The organism is Bifidobacterium castoris, from assembly GCF_003952025.1.
Lineage (GTDB): Bacteria > Actinomycetota > Actinomycetes > Actinomycetales > Bifidobacteriaceae > Bifidobacterium > Bifidobacterium castoris.
Genome location: NZ_QXGI01000009.1, coordinates 43,244 through 66,069 on the forward strand (window position 1 = coordinate 43,244; position 22,826 = coordinate 66,069).

Annotated in this window: 15 protein-coding genes; 6 read left to right on the forward strand and 9 right to left on the reverse strand. The window is 68.3% G+C overall.

Annotated features, from left to right (window positions below):
- Positions 1–20: 20 nt before the first annotated feature.
- On the reverse strand, positions 21–1,526 hold the full coding sequence (locus D2E22_RS08920; protein WP_241218358.1) for a chloride channel protein: 1,506 nt from the start codon (positions 1,524–1,526) through the stop codon (positions 21–23).
- Between the two features lie 192 nt (positions 1,527–1,718).
- Complete coding sequence (locus D2E22_RS08925; protein WP_126032763.1) at positions 1,719–4,010, reverse strand: peptidase; 2,292 nt, start codon at positions 4,008–4,010, stop codon at positions 1,719–1,721.
- A 343-nt stretch (positions 4,011–4,353) separates the two neighbouring features.
- Here D2E22_RS08925 and D2E22_RS08930 point away from each other — a divergent pair, with 343 nt between their 5' ends.
- Positions 4,354–6,387 (forward strand): maltotransferase domain-containing protein, encoded by a 2,034-nt coding sequence (locus tag D2E22_RS08930; RefSeq protein WP_126032764.1) that lies wholly within the window; start codon positions 4,354–4,356, stop codon positions 6,385–6,387.
- A 187-nt stretch (positions 6,388–6,574) separates the two neighbouring features.
- Complete coding sequence (locus tag D2E22_RS08935; RefSeq protein ID WP_126032765.1) at positions 6,575–7,096, forward strand: inorganic diphosphatase; 522 nt, start codon at positions 6,575–6,577, stop codon at positions 7,094–7,096.
- 123 nt (positions 7,097–7,219) lie between these two features.
- On the opposite strand, the gene D2E22_RS08940 is transcribed toward D2E22_RS08935, so the two are convergent.
- Positions 7,220–7,966: a transporter gene (locus D2E22_RS08940; protein WP_126032766.1), complete on the reverse strand. Its 747-nt coding sequence runs from the start codon at positions 7,964–7,966 to the stop codon at positions 7,220–7,222.
- A gap of 277 nt (positions 7,967–8,243) precedes the next feature.
- Between D2E22_RS08940 and D2E22_RS08945 the strand changes: the two genes are divergently transcribed.
- From D2E22_RS08945 to valS, 4 genes are all read left to right on the forward strand, one after another.
- Complete coding sequence (locus D2E22_RS08945) at positions 8,244–9,002, forward strand: winged helix-turn-helix transcriptional regulator (protein ID WP_126032767.1); 759 nt, start codon at positions 8,244–8,246, stop codon at positions 9,000–9,002.
- Positions 9,003–9,090: 88 nt separating this feature from the next.
- Complete coding sequence (nth, locus tag D2E22_RS08950; RefSeq protein WP_126032768.1) at positions 9,091–9,885, forward strand: endonuclease III; 795 nt, start codon at positions 9,091–9,093, stop codon at positions 9,883–9,885.
- 25 nt (positions 9,886–9,910) lie between these two features.
- Positions 9,911–11,452 carry an ABC transporter substrate-binding protein gene (locus D2E22_RS08955; RefSeq protein ID WP_126032769.1) on the forward strand — a complete coding sequence of 514 codons (1,542 nt, stop codon included), beginning with the start codon at positions 9,911–9,913 and terminating at the stop codon, positions 11,450–11,452.
- A 101-nt stretch (positions 11,453–11,553) separates the two neighbouring features.
- The gene (gene valS / locus D2E22_RS08960) at positions 11,554–14,334 is read left to right on the forward strand and encodes a valine--tRNA ligase (RefSeq protein ID WP_126032770.1); all 2,781 of its coding nucleotides are present in this window, start codon (positions 11,554–11,556) and stop codon (positions 14,332–14,334) included.
- A 295-nt stretch (positions 14,335–14,629) separates the two neighbouring features.
- Here the strand turns inward: valS and D2E22_RS08965 are convergent, their stop codons facing one another.
- The 6 genes from D2E22_RS08965 to D2E22_RS08990 all read right to left on the reverse strand — a co-directional run bounded on the left by D2E22_RS08965 (position 14,630) and on the right by D2E22_RS08990 (position 22,675).
- A complete protein-coding gene (locus D2E22_RS08965) occupies positions 14,630–16,627 on the reverse strand; it encodes a tubuliform spidroin (protein ID WP_126032771.1) in 1,998 nt (665 codons plus the stop codon).
- 127 nt (positions 16,628–16,754) lie between these two features.
- A complete protein-coding gene (locus D2E22_RS08970) occupies positions 16,755–17,162 on the reverse strand; it encodes a chorismate mutase (RefSeq protein WP_126032772.1) in 408 nt (135 codons plus the stop codon).
- Between the two features lie 135 nt (positions 17,163–17,297).
- On the reverse strand, positions 17,298–19,142 hold the full coding sequence (rho, locus tag D2E22_RS08975) for a transcription termination factor Rho (RefSeq protein ID WP_241218360.1): 1,845 nt from the start codon (positions 19,140–19,142) through the stop codon (positions 17,298–17,300).
- A gap of 323 nt (positions 19,143–19,465) precedes the next feature.
- Positions 19,466–21,055, reverse strand: coding sequence for an NAD(P)/FAD-dependent oxidoreductase (locus D2E22_RS08980; RefSeq protein ID WP_126032774.1), 1,590 nt, complete (start codon positions 21,053–21,055; stop codon positions 19,466–19,468).
- A gap of 199 nt (positions 21,056–21,254) precedes the next feature.
- Entirely contained in the window at positions 21,255–21,566 is a 312-nt protein-coding gene (locus D2E22_RS08985; protein ID WP_026645432.1) for a DUF2469 domain-containing protein, read from the reverse strand.
- A gap of 44 nt (positions 21,567–21,610) precedes the next feature.
- Entirely contained in the window at positions 21,611–22,675 is a 1,065-nt protein-coding gene (locus tag D2E22_RS08990) for a GNAT family N-acetyltransferase (RefSeq protein ID WP_126032775.1), read from the reverse strand.
- Positions 22,676–22,826 lie beyond the last annotated feature (151 nt).

A 22,826-nucleotide genomic window follows, 5' to 3' on the forward strand; every position in this document is an offset into this window, starting at 1 on the left:
GCGCTCAGCGTATTTGTTCGCTAATCGCTATTTCCGCGACCTTTGCGGTCCCCGCCATGCCATTGCCTGACATTGCGGCGCCACTGCTCGCCCTCCCTGCGCGCCGCCTGCTGCGCCGTCGACGCGACCTGCCGGATCTGCGTTCCCGCCGCGACCGCGAAGTCGATGAACCCCGCGTTCCTCTCGTGCTCATCGCGCAACGCGCTTTGGCGCATGCCGCGGAAGAACTGCTTCCAGCCGGAGCGGGCGAGCAGGTCGATGCCCGAACCGTAGATGCCGACCGGATATCCGAACATGAACGCGACGCACACGCCGATCGCGAGGAACGGCGCGGCAGCCCATCCGAAGATCTCGCAGCCGAGCAGGAACGCGGAGACCGGGCAGCGGTTGAACGCGGCGAGGAAGCAGATCGAACCGACCGCCGCGCCGAACAGCGCGTCGCCGCCGGTCATCGCGAACGACGCCGAGCCGATCATGCCGCCGATGCACAGCGACGGCATGATCTCGCCGCCCTTGAACCAGAATCCGAGGCACAGGATCGTCAGCAGCATCTTGATGAGGAAGTCGAAGGAGACGTTCGGCGTCCGGAGCACCTCGTTGAGCATCATGCCGCCCGAACCGGTGAAGCGCATCCATCCGCACGCCGTCACGAGCACGGCGACAAGCAGGCCTCCGACGACGACCCACAGATAGCAGTTGCGCCGGATGCGTTTCGTGACGCCCTGCACGAGGCGGATCGCGATCGCGAACAGGCTGCCGAACAGCGCCGCCGCCACGCCGATGACGACGCACATGCCGACGCCATGCCAGCTCAGCTGCGGCACGCCGACCCTCGTGATGACGTCGCCGATGCCGAAGTGGCGCGCGACGGCGAATCCGGCGAAGCAGGCGACGAGCATCGAGCACACGTAGCGCAGCCCGGCGAAGCGCATGAGCTCGAGGACGAGCATGCACGAGCCGAGCGGCGCGAAGAACAGCGCGGAGAACGTCGCGGCCATGCCGGTCGCCGCGACGTACAGATGCATGTCCTGAGTGTCGTCGTGGTTCGGGCGGCGCACGACGTTGTGCAGCCCGAAGGGCCGCGCGATCGTCGTGCCGAGGCTCGCGCCCATCTGCATCGCGCCGGCCTCCTTGCCGACGGTGCCGCCGGCGAGGATCGTCATCGCGTTCGCGATGAGGATGCCGGGTGCGAGCAGCCCGCTGATCCTGTGGCCGGCGCGCATCCGTTCGATGACGGCGTCGGTCGTCAGGTCGAGCGGCAGCTTCCACCAGCGGTACAGCAGCAGCTGCGCGACGCCGATGGCCGGCAGCAGCCAGATGAGCCACGGCAGGCCTTCGAAGACACGCCGTGCGCCGTCGACGACGAGGCACAGCGTGATCGATCCGAATCCGCACAGCACGCCGCATACGAGCGCATAGAGCAGATGCCGGGCCGCCTGCCCGACGTTGAACCGCAGTACCCACTTCGACGCGGGCGCCGGCGGCGCGCCGTCGTCCGTCCTGCGCTGCGGATGCCCTGTGCTCACTGTCCGTTCTCCTCCACGCCGTTGACCGCGTCCGGCGCGGCCGCCGTTGTACATCGGTATCGTACAGTCCGGCGACGCGTGCCGGCGCCGATTCCATCCGACAGCGTGCACATGCGCGGTGCGGGCCCGGCGCCATGGCCGCCCCGCACCGCACGCGTCACACGCGCCGCGCAGTGTCCACGGGGTGTCCGCTCAGCGTCCGCGGGGTGTCCGCTTCGCGCCGCGGCGCAGCCTGATCGCGACGACGCCGGCAGCCGCGCACAGGATGCACGTCACCGTCAGCGGCGCCGCCGCGGCCACGCCGGTCGCCGCGAGCGCGGGCTTTGTCTCCTGCGCCTGCTGCTCCTTCGGCTGTTCGCGACTGGGCGCCGGCGGCTGTTCGACGACTTCGACGACCTCTCCGGGCGCGCCGATCTCATGCGTCGCGAGGACGTCGCCGTCACGGCTGAGCAACGTCGCCTTCCAGTACACGAGGCCGGCCGTCGGCGAACGCGTCTCCTCGCTCGTCACCTGCTGCGATGTCAGCGTCGGGTCGAGCGGATGCCGGCCGCCGGAGAGCAGCAGCCGGTTCGTCCCGGGCTGCGCGTCATCGCCGACGGCCTCGTAGGCTTCGAAGACGACGACGGCGCCTTCGGGCACCGGCCCGCGCACGCTCGCCACGTCGTGGAACGGCTCGCCGACCTTGACCTTCGCGTGGTCGACCTGCGTCGTCAGCGTCGGCGTCTCGACCGGCTCCTCGGTCACGCGCACGCGCTCCCAGCCGTCCGCGTACGAGCTGGCCGCCGGCGCGACGCGGTCGTCGCCGGCGAAGCTCCAGACGAAGACGTACCAGCCGGGTGCGTCGGCGACGATCTCGACCGCTTCGCCGTGCGCGTCGGGCGCGCCGCCGCCGACGCGCAGCTCGCCGTTGACGGCCGCGTAGTCCCAGACGCCGATGAGTCGGTGATGCTCGTCGGGCTGCGGCTGCCCGTCCCCTTCGGGACGCCATGCATCGTCGTCGCCGTCGCCTCCGGCCCACCATACGTTCACCTGCGCGTACGCCTCGTCAGCGCCGACGCCGATGGCCTCGTCGCCTTCCCAACGTCCGTGGTCGTCGGGGAATCCGGAGACCCAGATCGTGTCCATGAGCTGCGAGCCGACGTGGGCCGTGTGTTCGTGCGCCTCGGAGCGCACTTCGACGGTGTCGCGGCGGGTGACGTTCGTCTCGGCGCCGTCGACGATCGCCGTGACGATGTCCTGCGCGAGGTATTCGCCCATCGATCCGCGCTGCCGGTCGCGTCTGGCCGCCCACAGCCAGGTGCCGAAGCCGCTCGCGTCCGTCGCGTGGTAGTCGCCGTCCTCGTCGCACGCGACGGCCGTCTGCTCGCCGCCGGGGGCGTCGAAGACGAGCTGCGCGGTCGCGACGGGTTGGCGGCCGAGCGCCTGCGCGACGCGGTTGACGAAGTCGTCGGCGTCGTCGCCGTCCTGACGGTCGATGCGACGCGTGACGGCGTCGGCGTCGAGGCCGTCGAAGTACCAGCCGTCGACGGTGAGTGTCTCGCCGCGCGGCCACACGTCGTCGGGACCGGCCATGCCGACGGCGACGGCGTCGGTGACGCGGTCCCCCGCTTTGACGACCGTCGGCGTGGTGACGGTGCGGATCGTCGGCGTGAAGGTCTTCCTCGCCGGGAAGCGGATCTCGTCGAATGCCTTCGCCTGCCCTTCGCCGACGCGCACGAGGCGTTGCGACGACGCGATGACGTCGACCGACGGCACGACGGCCGCGCCGGAGACGCGCACGTCGCCGTCGCCGGTCGAGGTCCATGGGACGACGGCGGCCTTGGCGCCGGAGACGGCGCGCCAGGTCCGTGTGCCGTCGGGGAAGACGGCCGGTCCGTCGAGCGTCAACGTGTAGGCGATGCCGGGCACCGGCTCGCCGCGCGCGTTGTCGATCGAGACGGTCACGGCGCCGTTGCGCCGCCCCTCGTCATAGGACAGCGTCGTGGCGAGCCTCGTCGGCGTGGCCGCGTCGGCTTCGGCGAGCAGTTCGTCGACGCGCACGAAAATCTGCGGATACCGCTGCTCGAGCCGTGCGCGCGCCGACGGCCATCCGTGCGATCCGGTGCTCGTGTCGAAGAAATCGTGCAGGATGACGGCGATCGCCGCGTGCGTGACGTCCTCCTTGACCTCGCTGTGCGGGTACCGGCTGATGAGCACGGCCGCCTTGCGCGCGTTGACCGAATCCTGCATCGTCGCCGCCGCGCCGACCGTGTAGTTCGTGTTCTTGTCCTGCTGGATGCAGTAGTAGTCGAGTCCCGCGCCGTCATAGCCGACCGGGCCGATCTCATAGGCGATGCCCTCGTTGAGGTACGAGAAGTTGTAGGGCGTCGCGGCCGTGAGCTTCTCGCCCTCGGCGGCCGAGGCACCCGCCGCGGCGCCGAAGATCGTCGCGACGGCCGCCGCGGCCGCGGCCACCTTGCGCCGGATCGATGTGGATCGCGTCATTGCAGTTCCTTTCGCTTGGGTTGCGTCCTGGCCGTCGCCGCTGCGACGGCTGGCTCGACCTTCGCATCGGCGGCTGCGCCGACGCAAACGCGTACGGGTCATGTGACCGGAAGGCGGGCTCGGCGGCCATTTGTGGACGACACGACCCGGTATCCACATCGGAGCTTGTCCACAGTCCGTCCACATCGGTGCATCGAACCGCCGATTCATCCACATTTCCACATCGCTTCGCGCCCGGTTTGACAACACGGCGTGGGATGCCCCGCAACGCCATGCCACGCCGTGTCTCATCAATATGTCCAGATCCGCCCCCTGTTCACATCATGCCCATACAATAAAAGGCATGAGCGAAGCACAACACACTCAGGACACAGCACCCAGCACGACCAACCGCACGCGCAAGCCGCGCGCGGCGAAGAAGCAGCCGCAGTTCACGGGGGATGCGCCTGCGCTGCCCATCGCAACCAAGGAAGCCGGCCAGTTCGGCCGCGTCGCGATCACGAACGTCACCCCCTCGAGCGCCGACGGCGCCTTCACGCCACGCGTCGAACTCGGCGAGCCGTTCACGGTGACGGCCCGCGTCTTCATCGAAGGAAGCGGCCATGTAGGCGCCACCGGCGTCCTCAAGAGCCAGCGCGGCCGCATCATGGCGCGCAAGCCGATGATGCCCGCCGACGCCACCCTCGAATCGTACGCCGTCACGCTGCAGGCCGGCGAGCACACCGACGTCGCACCGTGGGACGAGGCCTTCGCCGAGACGGCCAAGCAGCTCGGCAACTGGAAGTTCGCCGTCGAAGGATGGGCCGACACCTTCGCCGACTGGCTGCAGCTCGCCGACGAGGAGCCCGCCTCGGAACGCATCGCGCAGCAGGGCTCCGAGATCCTCAGCCGCTGGGCCGGCACGCGCGACGCCGCCCTCGACGCGCAGCAGCGCAAGATGCTGCGCGACACCGCCAAGGAGATGCTCGACGAGACCGTCGACGCCGCCGACCGCATCGCGATCGCGCACGCCGCCGAGATCCTTGCGCTGCATGGGACGAACCCGCTGCGCGACGGCCTGACCGCGAGCGCCGACCGTCCGCTGCGCGTCGAACGCCCGAAATCGAGCTTCAGCGCCTGGTACCAGTTCTTCCCGCGTTCCGAAGGCGCCGTCGGCAACGAGGACGGCACCGTCACGCCGGGCGACCTGCATACGGCGGTGAGGGGCCTCGAACGCGCGAAGAAGGAAGGCTTCGGCATCGTCTGCCTGCCGCAGATCCTGCCGACCGACGCCGCCGGCGCCGTCACCGACCACACGTCGGTCGACCCGGCGCTCGGCACCGTCGACGACCTGCGCGCCTTCATCGGCCGCGCCCACGAGCTCGGCCTCGAGGTCGCGATCGACTTCACGCTCGCCTTCGCCGCCGACCATGCATGGAAGGCCGTGCACCCGCAATGGTTCCGCGCCGACGGCACGATCGACTACGACAACGACTTCGCCGGCATCGGGAAGGCCGTCATGGAGGCCCTCGACGGCTGGATCGACCTGGGCGTCACCGCCTTCCGCGTCGGCGCTCCCGGGGACACGCCGCTGCGCCTGTGGCAGGACGTCATCGCCGAGGTCACGAAGGCGCATCCGCAGGCGCTGTTCCTCGCCGAGGACGGCGACCGGCCGTCGATGACGCGCGCGCTCGCATGCGCCGGATTCACGCAATCCTACGGCACCTTCGCATGGCGCAACACGAAGGAGGAGGTCGACGGGTTCCTGACGGCCACGAACTCGGACGCCGCGTTCTGGCAGCGCAACGCGTTCTGGCCGACGACGCCGGATTCGCTGAGCAACTACCTGCGCGACAACGACATCGCCGGCTATGCGGTGCGCGCCGTGCTCGCCGCGATGGGTTCGCCGGCGTGGGGCGTGTGCAGCGGCTACGAACTCGTCGAGAACGCGCAGCTCGCAGGCGCCGAACGCCCGGCCGTAAGCGAGCCCGACGAGGTCCGCGTGCGCGACTGGGGCACGAGCGACGACTACGGCATCGCCGAGCTCGTCGCCTCGCTCAACACGATCCGCCTCGCGCATCCGGCCGCGCGCAGCTACCACAACCTCACGGTGCTGCCGAGCGCGAACCCGAGCGTCCTCGCCTTCGCGCGCCACACGCCGGCCGCATGCACCGGCACCGGCAAGCCGGACACGCTCATCGTCGTCGTCAACCTCGACGGCTACCACGAGCAGCAGTCGAACATCCACGTCGACCTCGAGGCGTTCGGGCTGCCGACCGACGGCACCTACCGCGTCAGGGACGAGCTGACCGGCCGCGAATTCGACTGGAGCTGGGACAACTTCGTCGCGCTCGCCCCGTGGGCGGACGTCGCGCACATCCTCAGCGTCGAATACTGAAGCGCAAACGGCGATGGCGGCGGCCGGGGCGCGGTTCACGGGCGTCCCGGCCGCCGCCGTACGCCCGGCCCGGTCCGGCGCCCGCGGCGAAGCCCCGTTCGTGCACGGCGTGCGCGCCCCGCCGCTTGGGCGCGCGCGGTGTATGGTGGTAGCGGGTTTCAACACTCACCAACCAAGGAGAACTACCATGGCAGAAACTTTCAACGTCGTTGTGGAGATCCCGCGCGGATCGAAGAACAAGTACGAGGTCGACCAGGCCTCGGGCCGCGTCTTCCTCGACCGCACGCTGTTCACGGCGATGGGCTATCCGGATGACTACGGCTACATCGACGGCACGCTCGGCGAGGACGGCGATCCGCTCGACGCGCTCGTCATGATCCCGGATTCGGTGTTCCCGGGCTGCATCATCGAGTGCCGCGCCGTCGGCCTGTACCACATGGTGGACGAAGAGGGCGGCGACGACAAGGTGCTGTGCGTGCCGGACGACGTGCGCTATGAAGGCATCAAGGACATCTCCGACGTCTCCGAGTTCCACAAGGCCGAGATCAAGCACTTCTTCGAGCAGTACAAGGCGCTCGAGCCGGGCAAGGACGTCATGCCTGGCGACTACTGGGCGGACGCCGCCACCGCGGACAAGGAGATCAAGGCCGCGCGCGAACGCCTCGCCGCCAAGCAGAAGGCCGAGCACGACGCCGACCTCGACGACTGACCCGCGCGGCCCCGCGCCCCACGCGCGGCCATATGACGCGATCATGCGAAAGGTGAACCCCCGCCATCATGGCGGGGGTTCATCGTTCCTATTCTAGAGAAAGCGACGGCGCCCTATCCGCCATCACACGAGCAACAGTACCAAAACCGCGATACCAACGGCGGCGCCGGTGAGCATCACCGGCATCATCCCCATCCCGACCCACGGCGAGCGCGCGGTCGCGAGCGGATGCGCATCGCGCGTCCACAGGCACGACACCGCTCCGAGCGCGAGCGCGACGACGGCCACGGCGGCGAGCGCGGCGGCACGTGCCGCCGGATGCACGCCGCCGACGTGCATCAGCATCGGCAGGAAGCACCATCCGGCCGCGGCGATGCAGCACACGCCGTCCATGACCATATGCGACATCTGCACGATCATGTTCGGGCGCGGGTTGCGCGCCATCTGGCGGATGAAGGACACGACGAGCAACGCAACGAGCAGCGTCGCGCAGCCGGCGAGCCACGCGGACACGGACAGGTAGACCGAGCCTTCGACGACGTCGGGGCGCACGCCGAAGACGAGTTCGCCGAGGAACGGCGTCGCCGCGCAGATCATCGAGCAAAAACCGAGCACGCACGCCGTGATGCGGCCGGCCAATCCGTCGCGCAACGGCGTGAAGAACTCGGACAGCATGATGAGGACGCCGACCGCGAACAGCAGCAGCGAGTAGACGGCACCGCCGACGTTCGCGCTGCCGGGCAGGCATGCGACCGACACGAGGACGATGTATGCGACCATCTGCACGAGCAGCGGCCGGATCACGGACCGGGACGGCCGCGTCAGCGGCGCGTCGCCCTGCAGGGCGTCGGCGTTCTTCAAATCGGTCATGGCACTCACCTCGGGTCGTCTCGTCCGCGCGCGGCCGCGCCCGCGTCGGCGCGCCGGGCTCGCATATGTCGTCGATCGATGACCAATCTAGTCGCCGCCGCGCACATTCGCGGCGCGCATGCCGGCGCACGCGCATGAGAGCGGCCCGCGGACGCGACCACGGGGCCTCTCTCATGCTGGAACGCCCCGCCCGCTGGTACCGTGCCTGCCGTTACAATGTGAGGCAGCGCGCCGAATGCGCACAACCGCATGAGACCATCCGAATAAGGGGCACATTGTGACGGATCTGACACTGATGACCTTCTCACACGATCCGGCTTCCGTATTGCCCTCGCTCGCGCTGCTCTCCCACCGTGTGCGCGTGCTGCCGATGGACGCCGCGAGCCTCGTCAAGATGCCGGAGAACACGATCCTGTTCCTCGACGGCCGTGACGACCTCGCCACCGCGAAGACGCTGTGCCGCCTCATCCACGCCTCGGGGCTGTCGACGCCGATCGTCCTGATCCTCACCGAAGGCGGCTTCACCGTCGTCAACGCCGAATGGGGCGTCACCGACGTAGTCGTCGCCACCGCCTCGCCCGCCGAGGTCGAGGGGCGTCTGCGGCTCGTCGCCGAACGCGGAGCCGCGACCGTCGTCGCCGCCGGCGCCGCTCCGGCGAACGACGAGCAGGAGGACGGCCTGATCCGTTCCGGCGACCTCGTCGTCGACACGAACGGGTACACGGCGAACCTGCGCGGCATCCCGATCGACCTCGCCTACAAGGAGTTCGAGCTGCTCAAATACCTCGTGCAGCATCCCGGACGCGTGTTCACGCGCGCACAGCTGCTGCAGGAGGTGTGGGGCTACGACTACTACGGCGGCACGCGCACCGTCGACGTGCACATCCGCCGTCTGCGCGCGAAGCTCGGCGGCGAATACGAACACGTCATCGGCACCGTGCGCAACGTCGGATACCGCTTCGACCCGCCCGAGGAAGACGAGGAACGCGCGCAGGCGCAGGAGGCCGCCGGCCACGGGACGCCGCAGCGGCCATGACGTCGCCCTTCCCGTCCGTCCGCGGCAAGGGTAGGCTCGAAGGATGGCGGCGCCGCATCCGGCGACGCGACGGACGGGAGGTGCGGCGATGGCCGCGAAACGGGAATCGAAACGGGCGCGTGCCACGCGCATGCGCCGCGAATACGATCAGCTGTGCGAGTTCATCCCGGTCACGAAATGCCAGCTCGACTACCGCACGCCCTTCGAACTGATCGTCGCGACGGTGCTCAGCGCGCAGACGACCGACCGGCGCGTCAACGGCGTCACGCCGGAGCTGTTCGCACGCTATCCGGACGCGGACGCGCTCGCGCGGGCGAACATCGCCGACGTCGAGTCGATCATCCGCGTCCTGGGCTTCTACCGGATGAAAAGCAAGCACATCATCGAGCTCGCGCAGGCGCTCGTGACGCGCTTCGGCGGCACCGTGCCGCAAACGATGGAGGAGCTGACGTCTCTGCCCGGCGTCGGCCGCAAGACCGCGAACGTCGTGCTCGGCAACGCGTTCCACAGCCCCGGCTTCCCGGTGGACACGCATGTCATCCGCGTCACCGGCCGCCTCGGCTGGCGCGACGCCGACGAGACCGCCCCCGAGGCCATCGAACGCGACGTGACCGCCGTCTTCCCTCCCCGCGAATGGACCGACCTGTCGCACCGCCTCATCATCTTCGGGCGCACGGTGTGCACGGCGCGCGCGCCGCAATGCGCCTGGTGCCCGCTCAACGACTCGTGCCCGAGCGCCGGCGACTTCCTCGACCTCCCCTCGGCGCGCACCGGCACGAGGCGGCCGGCGAAGCGCAGGACGACGAAGACGACGGCGAAACCGACGCGCGCCGCGGCGTCCCGTACGCGCAAGACCGCCGCGGACGACGCCGGAGCACGGTAGCCGTCTGCCGCTATACTGCACAGTCATGCACACCCGGGAATCACGCGACGCGCGCGTCGCACCATGGATCGTGTTCGCCGCGATCATCGCCGTCGCGGCCATCGTCGCGACGTTCCTGTTCATGCGCGGACGCGACGGCGGCGCGCCGTGGGGCGGCGGGGGCTCGAGCGAGCTCACGGTCGGCCTGACCGACCAGCCGACGTCGCTCGACATCCGCACGAACGACGAGCGCGGCGTCGAGCAGGCGCTCGTCGGCAACGTCTACGAGACGCTGCTGACGGAAGGCGACGACGCCTCGGTCGCCGCGAACCTCGTCGCGCGCTGGGTGCCGTCGACCGACGGCCTGCACTATTCGTTCATCCTGCACGACGGGCTGACCTTCGCCGACGGCAGCGCGCTCGACGCGAGCGCCGTCGTCGCGTCGCTGCAGCGGACGATCACCGACCACCACGTCGGCTACGAGGAGCTCGGCGACGTCGCCACCGTGAGCAACACAAGCGACTCGCAGTTCACGATCGACCTGCACAAGCCGAATCCGCGGCTGCTGTGGGCGCTCACCGGCCGCGCCGGCATCGTCTACAACGTCGCGGCCGCCGAACGCGCCGGCGACGACTACGCGCGCCACGCCTACGGTTCGGGCCCCTTCGACGTCGCGGCGACCGACGGCTCGTCGATCACGCTCACGCGCAACGACCACTATTGGGGACGCAAGGCGTCGGCCTCGCGCATCCGCCTCGCCTACTACAAGGACGAGGCGGCGCTCGCCGACGCGGCCGAGGCCGGCTCGCTCGACGCGGCGCTGCCGCGCGAGGCGGCGACGGCACAGCGGCTTGCGAAGCACGACGGGCTGCGCGTCGACGACGGCCTCGCGATGCGCCAGACGATGCTCGCGCTCAACAACGCGCAGGAGAGCCCGTTCTCGGACGTGCAGGTGCGCCAGCTCACGCGCTACGCGATCGACGCGGCCGGCATCGCGAAGACGCAGCCGGAGTCGGCGGCGCAGCTGTCCGGGCCGCTCGGGCGCCTGCAGCCGGGCTATGTCGACCTCGACGACCTGTTCCCCTACGACGAGGCGAAGGCCGCGTCGATGCGCGCCTACTTCCCCTCCGCCTACTTCCATGAGTTCACCGTGCTCACCGACGAGACGCACCGCGCGGTCGCCGAGCAGATCACGGCCACGTTCAACGACGTGCTGTCAATGCCGGCGACGCTCGAGGTCGTCGACGCGGACGAACTGGCGAAGCGCGTCGCCGACGGCGACTACGTCTGCGCGCTCGTCACGCTCGAAGGCGTCGACGACTACCGCCGCTTCGTCGACGGCTCACCGATGTTCCATTATCAGAACGGCGAGGCGCAACGCGTCTACGAGGACGCGCTCGCCAAGACCGACTACAACGGGTACCGCGAGCGCATGCGCGACTTCGACCGCATCGTCAGCCAGGACGCGGCGAGCGCATGGCTGTACGAGAACAAGGACTTCGTCGTCGCGAAGAGCTCGGTCGACGGCGTCGACGCCGAGAATTCGTCATGGCGGCTGCGGCTCGCCGACCTCTCGACGCGCCGCTGAAAACAGCGGATGCGCGCATGGTCCGGCACGTCGGGAAACGTGTGCGGCGACCCGTGCGCGCGGCGGCGACGATGTCATAGACGCTTTTTACACTGACGGTTATGACTGATAGCGAAGACATCTCCATCAGCGCCAATCTCACCCCCCTCCCCGACCGCGTAGGCGTGGACGGCCTCGAGGACAAGTGGCGCAGCGTCTGGGACGAAGACGGCACCTATACATTCCACAACCCCGGCGAGCGCAGCGCCGTCTATTCGATCGACACACCGCCGCCCACCGTCTCCGGCCATCTGCACGTCGGCCACGTGTTCTCGTACACGCACACCGACATCATCGCGCGCTACAAGCGCATGAACGGCTTCGAGGTCCTCTACCCGATGGGCTGGGACGACAACGGCCTGCCGACCGAGCGCCGCGTGCAGAACTACTACGGCGTGCGCGTCGACACTTCGCTGCCCTACGACCCTGACTTCAAGCCGCCGTTCGAAGGCACCGAAGGCAAGAAGATCCAGGCGAAGGACCAGGTGCCGTGCTCGCGTCGCAACTTCATCGAGCTGTGCGAGCGCCTCACCGCGCAGGACGAGAAGCTCTTCGAGAACCTGTGGCGCCGTCTCGGCCTGTCGATCGACTGGTCGCAGACCTACCACACGATCGGCGAGCATCCGCGCCGCGTCGCGCAGAAGGCGTTCCTGCGCAACCTCGCCCGCGGCGAGGCCTATCAGAAGGACGCGCCGGGTCTGTGGGACGTCACGTTCCAGACGGCCGTCGCGCAGGCGGAGCTCGAATCGCGCGAATACCCGGGCTTCTACCACCGCATCGCGTTCCGTTTCGAGGACGGCACGCCGATCTACATCGAGACGACGCGCCCCGAGCTGCTCTCCGCATGCGTCGCGCTCATCGCGCATCCGGACGACGAACGCTACAAGCCGTACTTCGGCAAGATGGTGACGTCGCCGCTCTACCACGTCGAGGTCCCGGTGCTCGCCCACCCGGCCGCCGAGATGGACAAGGGCGCCGGCATCGCGATGTGCTGCACCTTCGGCGACATGACCGACGTCGAATGGTGGCGAGACCTGCATCTGCCGACCCGTTCGATCATCCAGCGCAACGGCCGCATCATCATGGACACGCCGGATTGGATCCGCGACGAGCAGGGCCGCGAACGCTTCGCCGCGATCGAAGGCAAGACGACGTTCTCGGCGCGCAAGGAGGTCGTCGAGCAGCTGCAGGCCGCCGGCGACATGGATGGCGAACCGAAGCCGACGATGCGTATGACGAACTTCTACGAGAAAGGCGACAAGCCGCTCGAGATCGTCACCTCCCGCCAGTGGTACCTCGAGAACGGCGGCACGAACAAGCGTCTCAACGCCGAACTCATCGAACGCGGCAAGGAGCTCAACTTCTACCCCGACTTCATGCGCGTGCGCTACGAGAACTGGGTGCACGGCCTCAACGGCGACTGGCTGATCTCGCGCCAGCGCTTCTTCGGCGTCCCGTTCCCGCTGTGGTACGCGCTCGACGAGCACGGCGAGCCGGACTACGCGAACCCGCTGACGCCGAGCGAGGACCGTCTGCCGATCGACCCGTCGATCGACGTGCCGGAAGGCTACAGCGAGGAGCAGCGCAACCAGCCGAACGGCTTCATGGCCGAGCCGGACATCATGGACACGTGGGCGACGTCGTCGCTGACGCCGCAGATCGTCACGAAGTGGGCGGAACCGGGCGAGGAGAACGAGGCGTTCTTCAAGTCGACGTTCCCGATGGACCTGCGCCCCCAGGGACAGGACATCATCCGCACCTGGCTGTTCAGCACGATCGACCGCGCCGACCTCGAGAACCACTGCCTGCCGTGGGCGAACGCGACGCTTTCGGGCTGGATCCTCGACCCCGACCACAAGAAGATGTCGAAGTCGAAGGGCAACGTCGTCGTCCCGAACGAGCCGATCGAGAAGTTCGGCGCCGACGCCGTGCGCTACTGGGCGGCCTCGGCGCGACTCGGTCTCGACGCGACCTACGACGAAGGCCAGATGAAGATCGGCCGCAGGCTCGCGATCAAGCTGCTCAACGCGACGAAGTTCGCGCTCGCGATCGGCCGTGAGGACGAGAACCACCATGTCGGCGAGGCGACGACGGCCACGTGGAATCCGCAGGACGTCACCGAACCGCTCGACCGCGCCGCGATGGCAAAGATGGCGAAGGTCGTCTACGACGCGACCGAATCGCTCGAGAACTACGAGCATTCGAAGGCGCTCGAGGCGATCGAGGACTTCTTCTGGCAGTTCTGCGACGACTACATCGAACTCGTCAAGAACCGCGCCTACGGCACCGCCGAGTCGACGGGCAGCACGCCGAGCCCGCAGGCCGTCAAGTCGGCGCGCACGACGCTCGGCCTCGGCCTGGACGCCTTCGCGCGTCTGCTCGCGCCGTTCCTGCCGTACACGACCGAAGAGGTGTGGAGCTGGATGCACGCCGGCGAAGGCTCGGTGCACCGCGCGCCGTGGCCGAAGCCGCTGACCTACGCGGCGGCCGCGTTCAAGGCGTCGCCGGACCTGCTCGCGCAGGCCGGACAGGCGCTCACGGCGCTGCGCGGCATCAAGTCGAAGGCGAAGGTCTCGATGAAGACGCCGATCCTGTCCGTCATGCTCAACGTCAACGACGAGCTGCACGACGCGCTCATGCCGGCGCTCGGCGACATCGCCGAGGCGGCGCGCGTGACCGGACGGATCACGCTGCGCAAGGCGAGCGACCTGATGGAGAAGTACGCGCGTCCGAAGGACGGCGCCTCCGATGACGCCGCCCAGGCCGAAACGACCGAGGAGGAGACGATCATCGTCGCCGACAGCGAGCTCGGCGAGCCGCCGGCCAAGAAGCCGAAGCAGTGACGATCCCGATCAGCAGCATCTAGGAAGGCCCCGGACCGAACAGGTCCGGGGCCTTCCCGTTGGTCGCGTCCCTGATGAGGTCCCCTGCGTGGTCAGCGATCATATGCGCCACGATGTACGACCTGGATGATCGCGGACGGTGCGGTTAGCGATCAGATCCGCCACCGAACGCACCGCAGATGATCGCGACACCGTCCCCTAGCGATCACGTCAGGCACCAACCGCACCGCGGATGTTCGCGGAACCATCCACTGGCGATCAAATCCATCACCGAACGCACCGGAAACATTCGCAATCAGCGCGCCGCGTGGACGATCAGGAAGCGTGTGCCGAGCACATCGCCGGTGCCGGCGCGCATCGGCGCCTTCGCGACCCCGTCGGCGAGCGCGCCGTCGTCCGTGAGCTCACCGGCCGTCACATCAAGCGCCTGCCTGACCGACGCGATGCGCACCGTCTCGTCGATGGACGGCTGCGCATCGGGCGCGATGAACGTGCGTTCCCACGGGTTCGCGTCGACGAGCGCCATCCACTGGTCCTCGGAGATCGTCTTCGACGCCTGCCGCTGCCGACCGCCGTCGCCCGACTTCCCGGCCGCGCCGGCGCCGTCATCGCCGCCCCCGATCGAGGCGGTCACCGATCCGGCGTATTTCGAGATCTCGGCCGCCGCGTCGTCGGACGAAGGCGTCACGAGCGTCGACATGTCCTTCACGCCGTGCGCCGCCTGCTGCCGTTTCTCGGCGTCGGCGATGCGCGCCGCACGCCGCACACGCGCCTGACCGCCGAGCGGGTCGCGCAGCCACTGGTCGTACGCTGCGCGCATCAGCGGCGAATCGCGCAGGACCGGCTGCAGCTGCATGCGCACGTCCCCATCACCACCGGCCGCGCCGCCGTCGGCGAGCTCGTCGGGGAAACGCTGCAGGATCTGCTCGGCCGCGTTCGCCGCGCCGGTGTGCTCGCGCGCCGAGGCGAGCGTCGCCATCGCCGCGTCGACGCCGGCCATGTCGTCGCCGAGCGTCCCGGTGCCATTGCGCGCGTTCGTCGCCTCGATCGCCTCGGCCGAGGCCGCGCCGGCGCGTGCGACGTCGCCGCCGGTCAGGTCGTTGAGCTCGGAGGTGTAGACGTCGGTGTACGCCATCGAATACGGGATCATCGCGCGCGACAGCTGCCCCTGGCCGTCCGAGTACATCTGCGTGCCGATGCGCGCCTGCTCGCCGGCCGTCTGTTTGAGGTCGTCGGCCAGTCCGCCCGTGCCCTGCTGGCGGACGCGTGTGATGATCCGGTCGACCTCGTCGGCGGCTCCGATGTGCTGGTAGGCGTCGGAGACGTCGTTGACGGCCGTCGCCAACGCGGTGACGGCGTGCGCGAGCGGCGTGTCGCCGTTGAGTTCGCCGGCGGTGCCCATCAGTGCCGTCATCTGCGTCTTCGTGCCGATGGAGCCGGACAGATGGGTCGTGTAGGAGCCGACGTAGGCGGCCATGTAGTCGTGGAAGGCCTGCTGATGCGCCTTCTTGAGTTCGGCGATCCGCTGCTCGGCGAGCGCGCGTTCCTGGTCGCGCAGCTGCGTCAGCGTCGCGAGGAACTCGGCGTTCGCGCCGTCGTCCCCCGACCCGCCGCCTTGCTTGTTGACCGCTTGGGTGAGCGTCGCCGATTGCGCGCCGAGCGTGCGCAGCGCATCGCCGTAGGCGGCCGTCGAGTCCGCGGACAATGCGGCCACGGCGATGTCGCCCATCGAGAACTTCGTCGCCTCGACGAAGACGCGCATGTCGAGCGCCTCGCCGGGCGCGGCCGTCGACGAGACGACGATCGCGTCGCCGTGCCTTGCGATTGCGACGCCGTCGCCGGCGCTCACGTCCTTGACGCCCTGCGTCGGCAACGTGAAGGTCGCGAACAGCCGCAGCTGTTGCGCGTAGCGGCGCATGGCCTCGTCGGCGCGCATGTCCGGCGCGACATGCACATGGATCTGCACGGTGCCGCCGGCGTCCCACAGCGCGTCGGCGTCGACGTTCGGGCCGTCGAGCGCGTAGTCGACGCCGATCGTCCACGGTAGCCGTCCGCGCACCGTCACCGACGTCACATCGCCGCCTTCCGGCGTCTCGAGGTAGTAGCGACGGTCGCCGCCGTCGGCGGCCGTCGTGAACACGTCATGCCGTGCGAAGCGCGATGCGGCCGCATCGGCCGAGACGACGGCCGCCGCGGCCTGTCCGCAGGCGCGGGCGACGGCGACGGCGCACGGCGCGGCCGCGCATGCCGCCACCGTCGCCGCCGCGCACAACCGTATCCACGCCCGTCGCATCCCGTGCTCCCTCCGCCGTCCCTGCCATCGCAACGTCAATCGAAGGCGGCCTTTCGGGCCGCCGCCGTCTCCACCCTAGTCGCAGCCGGCGAGGCCTCCTCCTCCGTCGGCGAAGCGGCGCGCGCCGTCAGGCGAAGACGTCGAGGACGCCGGCGTCGCCTCCCGCCTCGGCGATGCGGCGATGCCGGCGCTTCGTCTCGGTCACGACGAATTCACGGTACTGTTCGGCGATCTCGACGTCGAGGCCGGCGCCCTGCGCGACGCGGCGCAGACGCTGCATCTGCTGTTCCTCGCGCGCGTAGTCGGCGGCGGCGAATCCCGCGCGCGCCTTGAGCGCCCCCACCTGCGCGGTCGCCTTGAACCGTTCGGCGAGCAACGCGACGATCGCCGTGTCGATGTTGTCGATCGATGCGCGCAACGTGTCGATATGCTCGACGATGCGCTGCATCTGGGGGTCGTCCGATTGTGCGAAGGCGTCGATGTCGGTCGCCTCCTCGCGCGCGTCGGCGCGCCAGCCATCCTCCGTGGTAGTCATGGGTTCCACCTTAGCGCGCGGTGTGGCTAGCGCGGCGCGCATCGACGGCCGATATACGGACACGGGGACGGATGGCGCATCGCCGTCCGTCCCCGTGTCCGTATATCGGCCGTCCGTATCCGCGAGGATCGCGGATCAGTTGTTGCCGCCGAGCGTGTTGCCGCCCTGCTGCACGAGCGCCGCGAAGAAGTCGTGGTTCGTCATCGTCTTCTTCAGACGCGGCACGAGCGTCTGATAGGCCTGCTCCGGCTCGAGTCCGCCGAGCAGACGGCGCAGACGGTAGATGATCGGCAGCGTCTGCGGATCGGTGATGAGCTCCTCGCGGCGCGTGCCGGACGCGTTGACGTCGACGGCCGGGAACATGCGCTTGTCGGCGAGTTCGCGGCTCAGGCGCAGCTCCATGTTGCCGGTGCCCTTGAACTCCTCGAAGATGACCTCGTCCATCTTCGATCCGGTCTCGACGAGAGCCGACGAGATGATCGTCAGCGAGCCGCCGTTCTCGATGTTGCGCGCCGCGCCGAAGAACTTCTTCGGCGGGTAGAGCGCCTGCGCGTCGACGCCGCCGGACAGGATGCGCCCCGACGCCGGGGCGGCGATGTTGTAGGCGCGCGCCAGGCGCGTCATCGAGTCGAGCAGCACGACGACGTCCTGGCCGAGTTCGACGAGGCGCTTCGCGCGTTCGATCGCGAGTTCGGCGACGGTCGTGTGGTCCGAGGCGGGGCGGTCGAAGGTCGACGAGATGACCTCGCCCTGTACGGTGCGCTCCATGTCGGTGACCTCTTCCGGACGCTCGTCGACGAGCACGACCATCAGATAGACCTCGGGGTTGTTCGTCGCGATCGCGTTCGCGATGTTCTGCAGCGTGATCGTCTTGCCGGCCTTCGGCGGCGAGACGATCAGGCCGCGCTGGCCCTTGCCGATCGGCGAGACGATGTCGATGAGGCGGCCGGTCAGGCGGTTCGCCGTCGTCTCCATCTTGAGCCGTTCGTTCGGGTAGAGCGGCGTGAGCTTGCTGAACTGGGGGCGGCGTGCGGCCTCCTCGACGCTCATGCCGTTGATCGAATCGATCGACTGCAGCGGCACGAACTTCTGGCGCTGGTTGCGGCGGTCGCCCTCGTGCGGCGTGCGGATCGACCCCTTGACGGCGTCGCCCTTGCGCAGGCCGTACTTCTTGACCTGCCCCATGCTCACGTAGACGTCGTTCGGCCCCGGCAGATAGCCGGAAGTGCGGATGAAGGCGTAGGAGTCGAGCACGTCGACGATGCCGGCGACCGGCACGAGGTCGTCGCGCTGCGCGTTGGCGTCGTCGTGGCGGTTCTCGTTGTCGCGGCCGCGGCCGCGGCGGTTGTTGCCGCGATCGTTGCGGTTGTTGTTGCGCTCGTTGCGATCGCCGCGGCCTCGGCGCATCTCGCGCTGGTCGTCGTGGCCGTGCGCCGGCACGCCGGGCAGCGCGTCGAGGATCTCGTCGAGGTTGACGTTCTCGCCGGCGGCCTGCGCCGGCATACGTCGGTGGGCGCCTCGCGCGTCGTCGTGGCCGCGGCGCGGACGGCGCTTCGGCTGGTCGTCGAACTCGAAGGAGGACTGCCGCGGCTCGGACTGTCCGGCGGACGCCTCGTCGCGGCGCTTGCGCACGCGGCGGGCGGTGACATGCATCTCCATGTTGCTTTCTGGCTTCGGTTCGTCGATGACGATCTTCGTCGACGAGGCCGGCTCCTTCGACGTGGCCTGTGCATGCGCGGCGCGCGTCGGCGCCTTCGCGCGCTCATCGGCGCCCGGAACGGCGACGGCGGCCGTCGCCTCCGACGCCGCCGTCTTCCGCTCCTGCCTGACCGGCCTCGGCGCGCGCACGGTGACCCCCGCCGGCGCGGCCTCGCCGTTGCGCGCGGCCTGCAACGTTGCAAGCAATTCTCCCTTGCGCATCGTCGAGACGCCGCGCAGGCCCATCTGCTTGGCGAGCTCCTTGAGCTCGGGAAGCTTCATGTCTTCTAGTTTCGAGGTTGTAACCACTTGGTTGTGCCTTTCTTCGACCATCCGCCCAGATACGGCGCGACGGCTTCACACAGGGTTTGCGAATATATGAACATATACGGAAAGCACATATGTCATACGTCATATGTTCGCGAAAGGAAACGCCCGAATTCATATCGGACAGGACACACCTTAGCCGGAACGCACGACGAAGACGCGCATGCCGCCGTGTCTGCACGGCCGCGGGACGTCCGCCGGCCCCCGCCGGCGCGCATATGCGCTTCCGGGCGGCCCCGCGCGCGTTGGCGCGGGAAACCGCCCGGAAATCGTCGCCGTCACTTGGATTCGTGATAGGACTTGTCGGTGTTGACCGACCAGATGTTCTCCTTCGTCGGCTTGCCGGACCTGATGTTGCCGACGGCCTCGATCGCTGTCGCCATCGAATGGTCCATGTTGTTGTAGCGGTGCTGGCCGTTGCGGCCGACGCAGTACAGGTTGCCGAAGGAGTCGAGGTAGTCGACGACGTCCGGCATCTCGTCATAGGTGTCGAAGTACGCCGGATATGCCTTCTTGACGCGTTCGCGATGGGCGTCGAGCACCTCGTGGGAGCCGTTGATGACGCCCATGCGCGTCAGCTCGCTGATCGCGAAGCGCGTCGCCTCCTCGTCGCTCATGTTCCAGAAGTCGTCGCCCTCCTCGCAGAAGTACTCGAGGCCGATCCAGACGGTGTCGTCGACGTCCTTGACGAGGTAGGGGCTCCAGTTGTTGAAGATCTGTAGACGGCCGACCTTGTAGCCAGGGTCCTGCACGTAGATCCAGCAGTCCGGCACGATCGGCGGGTTGCCGAGCGTCGGGATGTCGGTCGTGTTCCTGAGCTTGAGATGCTTGACGAGCAGTCCGACGGTGACGAAGTCACGGTACGGCAGGCCGTCGGCGATGCGCACGATGTCCTTAGGCGCATGTTCGCCGCCGTCGTCGATCGCGTCGACGAGGTCCTTGATCGGCATCGACGAGATGAACTCGTCGGCCGTCAGCGTCGTGCGCACGCCGTGTTCGTCCTCGTAGACGAGCGACGCGATCCTGCCGTCATGCTGGTCGAGTTCGACGACCTTCGCGCCCTTGACGATCGTGACGCCGGCGTCCTCGGCGTTCTGCGCGACGGTCTCCCACAGCTGGCCCGGACCGAGCTTGGGGTACCAGAATTCCTCGATGAGCGAAGTCTCGACCTCTTCGGAGCCGCGCTTCTTCGGCAGCAGCTTGCGGAACGCGTTCTTGAGCACGCCCATGATGCTCAGGCCCTTGACGCGCTGCGAGCCCCAATCGGCCGAGATGACCGACGGATGACGCCCCCAGAGCTTCTCGGTGTAGCCTTCGAAGAACATCGAGTACAGCTTGCGGCCGAATCGGTTGATGTAGAAGTTCTCGAGATTGTCCTCGGGCAGCTTGTGGAACACCGACTTGAGGTACGAGCAGCCGGCCACGACGGTGAGCTTCGGCCCCATCGCCTTCAACGTGTTCATCGACAGCGAAATCGGGTAGTCGAAGAAATGCTTATTCCAGAAGATGCGCGAGACGCGGTGGCGCTTGAGCATGACCTTGTCGGTCTTCTCCGGATCGGGGCCGCCCGGTTCGAGCTCATGCACGCGGCCGAGCTTCCTGTCGTCATAGGACGGGGCGCCCTGCAGCGGCAGCGTCTCCTCCCACCAGCGCATGATGCGCTCGTCCTTCGAGAAGAAGCGGTGACCGCCGATGTCCATGCGGTTGCCGTCGTGCTTGACGGTGCGGGCGATGCCGCCGAATTCCCGCGATTCCTCGAGGAGGGTGACATCGTACTTGTCCGCGCCGCCGTCCTTGACGAGCTCCCAAGCGGCCGTGAGGCCGGCGGGGCCGCCGCCGATGATCACTACGGTTTCCTTGTCAGACACGTTCACGTTCTCCTTCAACACTGGTTCTTCCGATCGATCGCTGCTGAAAACATTCGCATCGCGCATCCTCGCGCCGGTACCGCGCAAGTTCGCAGATTATGGGATTGTCATGCGCATGGGTAATCGCGCTTCGCAGCAGTCTAATGCCTCCCATGGCCATAGAAGGCCATGGGAGGCACGGATTCGCGGTCTCGGACGCTCAGATGCCGTCGGGGATGTCGATGTCGCTTTTCTGCACCTCTTCGACGTTGACGTCCTTGAAGGTCACGATGCGCACGTTCTTGACGAAGCGGTTCGAACGGTAGACGTCCCACACCCATGCGTCGGAGAGCTGCACGTCGAAGTAGACGTCCTGCCCGGCCGAACGGACGTTGAAGTCCACCTTGTTCGCCAGATAGAACCGGCGCTCCGTCTCGACGACGTAGGTGAACAGTTTGATGACGTCGCGGTATTCCTTGTACAACGCCAGTTCGGCGTCGGTCTCATAGTTGTCGAGGTCTTCGGCGCTCATGGTTGCTCGCTCGTGCTCCTGTCCTTCGTGTCCGTGGTCTTCGTTCACTCGTCGTCGTGCGCGGCCGCGCCGTGGCGGTTGCGGTCGCGCCCCAGCGTGCGCCACCACGCCTTCCTCGACGTGTTGCGTTCCGCGTTGTTGTACGGCCATGCGTTCTCGGCGTCGACGTCGTCGCCGGCGATGCGTTCGGCGTCGCGGTGCAGCGTCTCGCCGAGCGTCGGCGCGTGCTCGGCGTCATGCGCCGTCTGCCGCGCGGCGTCGGCGACGCGCTGGCGTTCGTCGTCGAGGTCCTTGAGCAGCCCGGCCTCGCGCAGCTCCTGCTTCTTGATCGCCATCGAATGCTGGTGGAGCGACAACGCCTTCTCCATCCCCGGGTTCGTGGTGATGACGTGCATGCCGAAGGCGTCCATCGCGCGCACCGGGTCGTATTCGTCGGCGAGCGTGTCGAGCACGTTGAGGTTCTGGTATTTGCCGAGGCGGTTGTCCCACAACGCGTCGCGCGACGTGCCCGACGGCACGAAGCCGAGCGACTGGTAGACGGAGAGCGTGCGCGTGTTCTTCTCGGGCACGGCCACCCAGATGCGGTGCAGCCCGAGGCCTTCCGGCTGCTCGGCGAAGCCGTAGGTCATGACGCGCGGCATCGCGTCGCGTGAATAGCCGCGGCCGCGGAAGTCCTTGCCGAGCACGACCTGGATGCGCGCCGAACGCGCCCAGCCGTCGATGTCGATCAGGAAGATCATGCCGAGGAACTCGGTCGCGTTGTCCGCGTTGACGGCCTCGTCGTTGTCGTCCGGCGTCGTCATCAGCGCCCATGCGATCGTGCGGCGGTGCTCGGGGTCGTCGACGCCGCCGCCGACGCCGGCGCCCTGCGTCCATGCCTCCGAACGGCGCACCCAGGCGTGCACGGCCGCACGCTCCGCCACGCGGTCCTTGCCGGTGATGCCCGAAGCGTTCACATAGGCGTCAAGTCCGTCCATGCGCGGCAGGTCCTGCGATGTGGCCGGCCGCAGATACACCATCTCCCCCAGGATGCCGGGAATCGTGATGCGCGTCGGCAGCGCGCGCGTGCGTTCCCGTTCCTCCTCGCGACGTTCGTCACTGTGCGTCATGTTGATCCTTTTGTTTGGCGACTGGAGCGTTCTCCCTGTTCTCTCCAGTCTTGCCATTGTAGTGTACGCCCACGTCCTTGGCGTCGGCGCGTCCACATACGCATCGGGGCGGCGGATGCGCCTGATGCGCGTCCGCCGCCCCGATGCCCGA